An 8,227-nucleotide genomic window follows, 5' to 3' on the forward strand; every position below is an offset into this window, starting at 1 on the left:
GTCGCCACGCCCATCAGCGCGCACGAGAGGGCGAGGCGGCGCACGGCGGGCAGGCGGGTGACGCGCGAGGTGGCGCCTCCGGCCATCAGTAGCCCCGGTCGAGGCCGCCCTCGTCGGGCCGGATGCGCTCGCGGAACACGTAGTAGTTCCAGATCTGGTAGCCGATGATCAGCGGCAGGAAGATGCCGCCCACCCAGGTCATCAGCACGAGCGTGTACGGCTGGCTCGCGGACTCGGTGAGGGTGAGGCTGTTGGCGGGGTCCAGCGTGGAGGGCAGCACCACGCCGCGCGTGAACAGCGCGATGAAGACCGTCACGGTGGAGAACACGATGGTGAGGCCGCTCATCGTGAACGCGAGCGTGTCGAGCCGCCGCGACAGCGAGAACCAGATGCTCGCGAGCGTCACGGCCGCCGCGAGCGGGAACAGCCACGGCAGCACCCCGAAGCTCGCGAAGAGCCGCTCGGTGACGTAGCCCATCACCACGAACGCGAGGATCGCGACGGTGGCGAGCGCGCCCCACAGCAGGGCCGCCGCGCGCGCGCGGGCGTAGAGCCGCGTGTCCTTGTGCAGGCGCAGCAGCAGGAAGTTCGCGCCGTGCAGCATGAACAGCAGCAGCGTCGCGAGCCCCCCGATGAAGCTGAAGGGCGTGAAGAGGTCCAGGAAGCCGCCCTCCACGCGGGCACTGCCGTTCACGGCGAGCCCCTCGATGAGCTTCGCCATCACGACGCCCCACAGGAACGACGGGACGACGCTCCCGAGGAACGACATCCAGTCCCAGAAGTCACGCCAGCGCTGCTGGTCCACCTGGTTGCGGTACTCGAAGGACACGCCGCGCAGCAGCAGGGCCAGCAGGATGATCACGAACACGGGGTACATGCCGCTGAAGAGCGCGCCGTACCAGGTGGGGAAGGTGGAGAACATCAGGCCCGCCGCCGCGATCACCCACACCTCGTTGCCGTCCCAGAACGGCCCGATGGTGCCCGTGAGGGCACGCTCCTCCGCCTCGGTGCGCGCGAGCAGGGGCCGCAGGATGTCCACGCCGAAGTCGAAGCCCTCCAGGAAGAAGTACAGCGTGAACGTCAGCGCGATCAGCCAGAACCACAGGGTCACGAGGTCCACGTCATTCCCTCCGGTCGTAGCCCTGGAAGCCGGCGGGGCCCTCGGCGGCGTAGCTCGGGGCGGGCGCCGCGAGGATCTGCGCCTCGGGCTTGGCGTGGACGCCCGCGCGGGCCGTGACGGTCAGCAGGTAGATGTCGAGCCCGATGAGGGCGAGGTAGACGACCCACAGCCCGACGAGGCCCGCGAGGACCTCGCCGGCGGTGTTGGCGCTCACGCCCTCGCGCACGGTGAGCAGACCGTACACCATGAAGGGCTGACGGCCCATCTCCGTGACCATCCAGCCCGTGAAGTTCGCGATCCACGGCAGGGGCAGCAGCAGCAGCAGCGCGCGAAGGTACCAGCGCGTCTCGTTGAGCGCCGCGCGCTTCCTCCACCACAGGAAGAGGCCCGTGAACGCCGCGAGCAGCAGCAGCGAACCGATGCCGACCATGATCCGGAACGACCAGTACACCCACGCGACGGGCGGGACGTAGTCGCCCGGGCCGTAACGGGCGCGGTACTCCTCGTTGAGCTGGTTCATGCCCTCGTAGCGCCCCGTGAGGCTGTTGTACGCCAGCAGCGACCCCAGGTAGGGAATCTCGATGCTGAAGGTGTTGCGCCTGTTCTCCTGGTCGATGTTCGCGACGAGCGACCACGGCGCGGGCGACGCGGACGTCTCCCACTGCGCCTCCATCGCCGCGAACTTCATGGGCTGGTCGTAGCGCGCGACCTGCGCCTCGCGGTGCCCGCTCGTGGCGGAGAAGACGGTGCCCACGGCCGCGAACACCAGCGCGATGCGCAGCGAGCGCGAGTACACCTCCACGTCGCGTCCGCGCAGCAGGTGGTAGGCGCTGATCGCGAGGACGAAGAAGCCCGCGACGGTCCACGCGCTGCCCTGCACGTGCGCGAAGTACAGCCACGCCTTGTAGTTGAAGACGACCGCCGTGAAGCTCGTCAGCAGGGCCTGCCCGTTCACGACCTCGTACCCGACGGGGTGGTGCATCCAGCCGTTGGCGAGCACGATCCAGAAGGCGCTGATCTGCGTGCCGATCGCGACGAGCCAGATGCTGCCGAGCCGCATCCAGGGCCGCAGGCGGTCCTTGCCGAACCACCACAGCCCGATGAAGGTGCTCTCCAGGAAGAACGCCATCAGCACCTCCAGCGCGAGCGGCACGCCGAAGATGTTCCCGACGAAGCGGGAGTACTCGCTCCAGTTCATGCCGAACTGGAATTCCTGCACGATGCCCGTCACGACGCCCACCGCGAAGTTGATCAGGAAGAGGTGTCCGAAGAAGTTCGTCATGTTCTCGTACACCGCGCGTCTGTCCTGGCGCAGGTACGCGATGGTCTCCATCACGGCGATGAGGAAGGCGAGCCCCACCGTGAGGGACACGAAGAAGAAGTGGAAGATGCTGGTGGAGGCGAACTGGAAACGGGAAAGGCCGACGACGTCCATGTCCATGCGGAACCTCGTGAGGGCGGCGTGTCCGTGTGTGCCGCGCGTGGTGGTCGGCCGACCGACCGCAGCGTGACACGCCGCCTCCCTCGCGCCCAGGGACGGGCGTCCCCGGAGCGCGGCAACCCGAAGGTGCTGAACGTACCCTAGTCGCGAAGGTGCGCGCGGGGTGAACAGGGCCCTTAAGGCCACGCGAAGGACCGAGGGTATTGGGAGGTGGGTTACACCCACCTCCTCAGGTCTGCTGGCGTTTCCTCGCGCTTCCCCTCAGCCGCGCCGCCTCCGCCGCGAAGACGCGTTTGAGCACGATCCTGAGGACCAGCACCGCCGCGAACAGCCCGATCTGCGTCCACGTGCGCACCTCCAGCGTGCGCAGCAGCGCCGCCGCCGTCTTGAGGCTCAGCGCGAGCAGCAGGCCGTCCGCGAGCCTCGACCGAGCGCGGTCGGGCGCGAGGTCGCCGCCGCGCAGCAGCGAGGCCGCCGCGAGCAGCGCCGCGCCCGCCACGACGACGTTCGTGACGAGCTCCACCGCGAGCCGCGCGAGGGGCAGCCAGACGTCCCCCACGTCACGTCAGGCGCGGCCCGCGGAGGGCGAGGCGTGCGTCTCGGCGGCCTCCACCTCGCGTTCCAGGAAGTAGTTGAGGGTCGTGCGGATCGCGGCGATCGCGGCGAGCTTGCCGATGTCGTCCCAGGTGGGCGCGATGGCGGTGCGCAGCACGTCCGCCGCGAGGAGGAACTCCAGCACCACGGCCAGCCAGCGGCCCAGCCGCAACCGGACCGCGAGCTTCGCGGCGTCGCGGTCGGTCACCGCGCCGGGCAGCAGGAGCCGCGCGGAGCGCCACAGCGCCTCTATGACCGCGAAGGCCACGACGAGGCCCGCCGCGCCCTCCACGCCGACGGCCAGCAGGGACGTCAGCGCGCGGACGCTGGACTCGAAGGAGGAGAGCACGCCCTCCACGTCAGCGCCTCCCCGGCGCGCTCCACGAGATCATGCGGGCACCGTAGCAACGGCGCCCGCACGACGCGGTGGGAAGATCGTGAAGCGATCTAGTTCGTCGCGACCCGCGCCCCGGACGCGACGACCCCGGCCAGCTGCTCCTCGTACCAGGGTCGGGCGCGCGCCGCGACGGGCGCCGCGAGGATGCGCCGCAGGAGCGCCTCGTCGGGCGTCTTCTCGAACCACACGTCGTACAGCTCGTTCACGGTGGGGTGCGCCCCGGCGCCCGGCTCGAAGCTCGCGGCGTCCCCGCCCGCCACGTCGCCCTCCTCGATCACGCGGGTGTAGAAGCCCGGACGGCCGCCCTCGCGGAACTTCCTCACGAACGCGAGGTCGTTCATGCGCGCCGCGAGCGTGGCGCACGGGATGCGCGGCGCGGTGACCTCCAGCAGGGCCGTCCCGACGCGCAGCCGGTCCCCGATCCGCACCCGCGAGGCGTCGAGGCCCGCCACGGTCAGGTTCTCCCCGAAGGTGCCGGGCGCGAGCTCCACCCCGAGCCGCTCCGACCACCACGCGAGATCGTCCCGGGTGTACACGTACACCGCCTGGTCCGGCCCGCCGTGATGCTCCACGTCCGCGACGAAGTCGCCGACGAGTCCGAGCGAGGTGACGCGCACGCGTCCCGACTGCCCGGACTTGTGGATGCCGGTCGTCTCCGGTTTCCCGGCGATGTCGAGGGCCTGCGGGGTACCGACGTTCACGGAGAGCACGTGCATGAGGGAAGTCTACGCCCTGCGGTCGGCGCTCGGCCATGCGGCGTAGCCCAGGGCAAGGGGCGTCCGCGAACGGACGCCCCCGAACTCCCGACCGTCACTTCACGACGATGTTGACGATCCTGCCCGGCACGTAGATCTCCTTGACGGTCTCCCTGCCGTCCAGGAACCGCGCGACGGTCTCCTCGGCACGGGCCGCCGCGATGATCTCGTCCTTCGTGGCGTCCGCGCCCACCTCGATCTGGCCGCGCAGCTTGCCGCTCACCTGCACCGCGATCGTGACGGTGGAGCGCACCAGCGCCGACTCGTCCGCGTCGGGCCAGGCCTGCACGTGCACGCTCGCCTCGCCGCCGCGCTGGGTCCAGATCTCCTCCGCGATGTGCGGCACGATGGGGGCCAGCATCAGGTTGAACAGGCGCAGCGCCTCGTCCCAGGCGGGCGTCCCTCGCACGCCGGCGCGCTTGGCCTTCACCAGCGTGTTCGTCAGCTCCATCAGCGCCGCGACGATGGTGTTGAAGCTCAGGCGCTCGAAGTCCCCCGTGACGCGCTTCAGGGTGGAGTGCACGGCGTAGCGCAGTTCCGCCTCCGTGACGTTCTCGGCGGGACCCTGCGGCTCGTCGAAGTACAGGCTCCACACGCGGCCCAGCCACTTCGCGGGCCCGTTGATGCCGCTGGGGCTCCACGGTCCGCCGATCTCCCACGGCGCGATGAACATCAGGTACGTGCGCACCGTGTCCGCGCCGTACTCGCGGACCAGGTCGTCCGGATCGACGACGTTGCCGCGGCTCTTGGACATCTTCTCGTTGTCCTCGCCCAGGATGATGCCCTGGTTGCGCAGCGCCCGGAAGGGCTCGTTCGCGTCCGTCAGGCCCATGTCGCGCGCCGCCTTCGTCCAGAAGCGGCTGTACAGCAGGTGCAGGATGGCGTGCTCGATGCCGCCCGTGTACAGGTCGATGGGCATCAGCTCGCGCGCCTTCACCGGGTCCCACGGGCCGCCCTCGAAGCGCGGCGACGCGAAGCGGTACATGTACCAGCTCGAATCCACGAAGGTGTCCATCGTGTCCGTGTCGCGCTCGGCGGGACCGCCGCACACGGGACAGGTGGTGTTCTTCCAGGTGGGGTGCAGCTTCAGCGGGCTCTGCCCGGTCGGCAGGAACTCCACGTCCGAGGGCAGCGGGATCGGCAGCTGGTCCTCCGGGACGGGCTGCGCGCCGTGCTGCTCGCAGTACACGATGGGAATGGGCGTGCCCCAGTAGCGCTGGCGCGACAGCAGCCAGTCACGCAGACGGTAGGTGGTGCGCGGGCGCGCGACGCCCAGCTCCGCCAGCTTCTCGATGACCGGACCGATGTGGCCCTTGCCGCCGCGCATGCCGTCCAGCGGGCCCGAGTTCACCAGGACGCCGTCCCCCGTCAGCGTCTCCTCGGGCGTGGTCGGCACGAAGGGCTCGCCGCCCTCGGCGCGCACGACCTCGCGGATCTCCAGCCCGAACTTCGTCGCGAACTCGAAGTCGCGCTGATCGTGGCCGGGCACCGCCATGATGCTGCCCGTCCCGTACGTGACCAGCACGTAGTCCGCGATCCAGATGGGCAGCTGGTGCCCCGTGACGGGGTGCGTGGCGAAGCTCCCGGTGAACACGCCGGTCTTCTCGCGGCCCTCGGCCTGACGGTCGATCTCGCTCAGGCGGCCCGCCGCCTCCACGTACGCCTCCACCTCCGCGCGCTGCTCGTCGGTGGTCAGCTCGCGGACCTTGGCGTGCTCGGGCGCCAGCACCAGGAAGGTGGCGCCCATGACGGTGTCCGGACGGGTGGAGAAGACCGTCTCGGTGCCCGCCGGGGTGGGGAAGTCGATCTCCGCGCCGACCGACTTCCCGATCCAGTTGGTCTGCATCAGACGGACGCGTTCGGGCATGTCGGTGCCGCCGAAGTCCAGCAGTTCCTCGGCGTACTCGGTGATCTTGAAGTGCCACTGGCTCATCAGGCGGCGCTCGACCAGCGCGCCGGAACGCTCGCCGCGTCCGTCCACGACCTGCTCGTTGGCCAGCACCGTCTGGTCCACGGGATCCCAGTTGACGAAGGACTCCTTCTTGTAGGCCAGGCCGCGCTTGAAGAACTGCACGAAGAACCACTGGTTCCAGCGGTAGTACTCGGGGTCGCAGGTGGCGAAGCGGCGCGACCAGTCGATCATGGTGCCCATGCGCCGGAACTGCGTGGTCATGGAGGCGATGTTGTCGTACGTCCAGCCGCGCGGGTCCACGCCGCGCTTGATCGCGGCGTTCTCGGCGGGCAGGCCGAAGGCGTCGAAGCCCATCGGGAAGAGCACGTTGTGGCCGCGCATGCGCATCCAGCGGGCGCGCGCGTCGGGCACGCAGTACGCGTACCAGTGGCCGATGTGCAGGTTGCCGCTGGGGTAGGGGAACATCGTCAGGGCGTAGTGCTTCTCGCCGGGCGCGTTCTCGTCGAAGGTGTACAGGCCCGCCGCCTCCCAGCGTTCCTGCCAGGCCTGCTCGAAGGCGTGCGGGTTGTAGCGCGCCGAGCGGGGCTCGGGGGCGTGCGTGTCGGGAGTGGTGTCGTTCGTCGTCATGCTGGACCTCGCTGTGGGGAGATGGGGAAGACCGTGGAGTCAAAAAGAAAGCCCCGGCCAGGAATGCCGGGGAGCGCCGCGCGTGGACGTGAGGTCAACCGCGGAACTCCCCTCCTGTAAGCGCAGAGCCGATCATGGCGTCAGTGTATACCACGCGTGACGCACGCGTGAATACGCCGGGCGGCTCACGCGCCGCACACGTTAGGCTGGAGACGTGGACCTCCTCGGGCTCGTCTGGACCCGCTCGCCCGGCCTCGTGCTGCTCGCCGCGTGGACGGTGGGGCTGAGCGCAGTGACCTTCGCCGTGTACGCCCGCGACAAGCGCGCCGCCGCACGCGGCGGGTGGCGCACCCCGGAGGTGACCCTGCACCTGCTCGCCCTGTGCGGCGGGTGGCCGGGCGCGCTCCTGGCGCAGCGCACCCTGCGGCACAAGACGCGCAAGCTCATCTTCCGGGTGGTGTTCGTGCTGACGGTCCTCGCGAACCTGCTCGTGCTGACCTTCGCGGGCCTCGTCGCCTCACGCGGCGCGTGACGCCGCGCGAAGGTGAAGAAACCGACGTGACCTCCCGGCGGGCGTCCTACGCTGGGGTATGACCGTACGATTTTTCACACGCCGCCCGTGGAGGGTCGACGTCTCCTGGCGGCGAGCGCTGCCCGAACGGCGTGTCGCGCTGCTGGCGCTCGCCGCCACGACCGTCCTCCACGGCCCGACCGCCGCGCTCTCGAGCGTCCCGGTCGTCCTCGTCGCCCTCACCGTGCCCGTCCGGGGCGCGCGTGAGTATGCCGCCTCCGCCCTCGTCGCCGTGCTCTCCGTCCTGACCACCGCCGCGTGGACACATCCCGGCGACTGCGCGCCCCTGACGGCGGCGTCGCAAATGGCGGCGGCCGTCCTGCTGACCCTCGGCGGCGTGCTCGTCGTGTCCCTCAGGACGCTCCACGACGAGGGTCGGCCGTAACAATTCATCAATTCAGGGAGTCTTCATTGACTTACGATGGTCGGGTCATATTCGGATGTTCCCTCCCTGGGGCCCCTCCCTCGTCCCCACGCGCCGCGCCGTCCTCGTCCGAGCGCTTCATCCCACCCGCACTCGAAGGTGAAGCATGAACTGGAACAGCGTCCTCACGACCACCAGCGGGCCGGCGCCGACCGTCTCCGTCACGTCGACACGCCTCGTCGGGCGTGAAGAGCTCCTCGAACGCGTCCACGCGGCGCTGGAGGGGCCGTCCCGGCTCGTGACCCTCGTCGGGCCCGCTGGAGTGGGCAAGACGGCGGTCGCGGCGCGGTTCGTGCGCGAACACATGGACGCGCACCCCTCGAGACGCGTCGACCTCGCCCGGCTCGGCGGCGTGAGGACCGAGGACGTGGCGGGCGCCGTCGCGC

At 70.1% G+C, this 8,227-nt stretch carries 9 protein-coding genes; 3 read left to right on the plus strand and 6 right to left on the minus strand.

Annotated elements, in window-relative coordinates; all coding sequences use genetic code 11:
* Positions 1–85 precede the first annotated feature (85 nt).
* The 6 genes from cydB to leuS all read right to left on the minus strand — a co-directional run bounded on the left by cydB (position 86) and on the right by leuS (position 6,846).
* Complete coding sequence (gene cydB / locus DEIPI_RS0107725) at positions 86–1,120, minus strand: cytochrome d ubiquinol oxidase subunit II (protein ID WP_027481394.1); 1,035 nt, start codon at positions 1,118–1,120, stop codon at positions 86–88.
* A 1-nt stretch (position 1,121) separates the two neighbouring features.
* Positions 1,122–2,561 (minus strand): cytochrome ubiquinol oxidase subunit I, encoded by a 1,440-nt coding sequence (locus tag DEIPI_RS0107730; RefSeq protein ID WP_045233863.1) that lies wholly within the window; start codon positions 2,559–2,561, stop codon positions 1,122–1,124.
* 229 nt (positions 2,562–2,790) lie between these two features.
* On the minus strand, positions 2,791–3,120 hold the full coding sequence (locus DEIPI_RS29465) for a DUF1622 domain-containing protein (protein WP_245588530.1): 330 nt from the start codon (positions 3,118–3,120) through the stop codon (positions 2,791–2,793).
* A 6-nt stretch (positions 3,121–3,126) separates the two neighbouring features.
* Complete coding sequence (locus DEIPI_RS0107740) at positions 3,127–3,504, minus strand: DUF1622 domain-containing protein (protein WP_027481396.1); 378 nt, start codon at positions 3,502–3,504, stop codon at positions 3,127–3,129.
* A 98-nt stretch (positions 3,505–3,602) separates the two neighbouring features.
* Entirely contained in the window at positions 3,603–4,268 is a 666-nt protein-coding gene (locus DEIPI_RS0107745) for an MOSC domain-containing protein (protein ID WP_027481397.1), read from the minus strand.
* A gap of 94 nt (positions 4,269–4,362) precedes the next feature.
* Positions 4,363–6,846 carry a leucine--tRNA ligase gene (gene leuS, locus DEIPI_RS0107750; RefSeq protein WP_027481398.1) on the minus strand — a complete coding sequence of 828 codons (2,484 nt, stop codon included), beginning with the start codon at positions 6,844–6,846 and terminating at the stop codon, positions 4,363–4,365.
* A 214-nt stretch (positions 6,847–7,060) separates the two neighbouring features.
* Between leuS and DEIPI_RS29470 the strand changes: the two genes are divergently transcribed.
* From DEIPI_RS29470 to DEIPI_RS29480, 3 genes are all read left to right on the plus strand, one after another.
* The gene (locus DEIPI_RS29470; RefSeq protein WP_045233864.1) at positions 7,061–7,378 is read left to right on the plus strand and encodes a DUF1294 domain-containing protein; all 318 of its coding nucleotides are present in this window, start codon (positions 7,061–7,063) and stop codon (positions 7,376–7,378) included.
* Between the two features lie 58 nt (positions 7,379–7,436).
* Entirely contained in the window at positions 7,437–7,802 is a 366-nt protein-coding gene (locus tag DEIPI_RS29475) for a hypothetical protein (protein WP_045233865.1), read from the plus strand.
* Between the two features lie 145 nt (positions 7,803–7,947).
* A partial coding sequence (locus DEIPI_RS29480) for an AAA family ATPase (protein WP_045233866.1) occupies positions 7,948–8,227 on the plus strand: 280 nt, incomplete at its 3' end.

The organism is Deinococcus pimensis DSM 21231 (genome assembly GCF_000519345.1).
In the GTDB taxonomy this organism is placed as follows: Bacteria; Deinococcota; Deinococci; order Deinococcales; family Deinococcaceae; genus Deinococcus_A; species Deinococcus_A pimensis.

Excerpts from the sequence above, each read along its gene's own strand:
- DEIPI_RS0107745 (WP_027481397.1), bottom strand. The coding sequence starts at position 4,268 with ATGCACGTGCTCTCCGTGAACGTCGGTACCCCGCAGGCCCTCGACATC.
- DEIPI_RS29475 (WP_045233865.1), top strand. The coding sequence starts at position 7,437 with ATGACCGTACGATTTTTCACACGCCGCCCGTGGAGGGTCGACGTCTCC.
- leuS (WP_027481398.1), bottom strand. The coding sequence starts at position 6,846 with ATGACGACGAACGACACCACTCCCGACACGCACGCCCCCGAGCCCCGC.
- DEIPI_RS0107730 (WP_045233863.1), bottom strand. The coding sequence starts at position 2,561 with ATGGACATGGACGTCGTCGGCCTTTCCCGTTTCCAGTTCGCCTCCACC.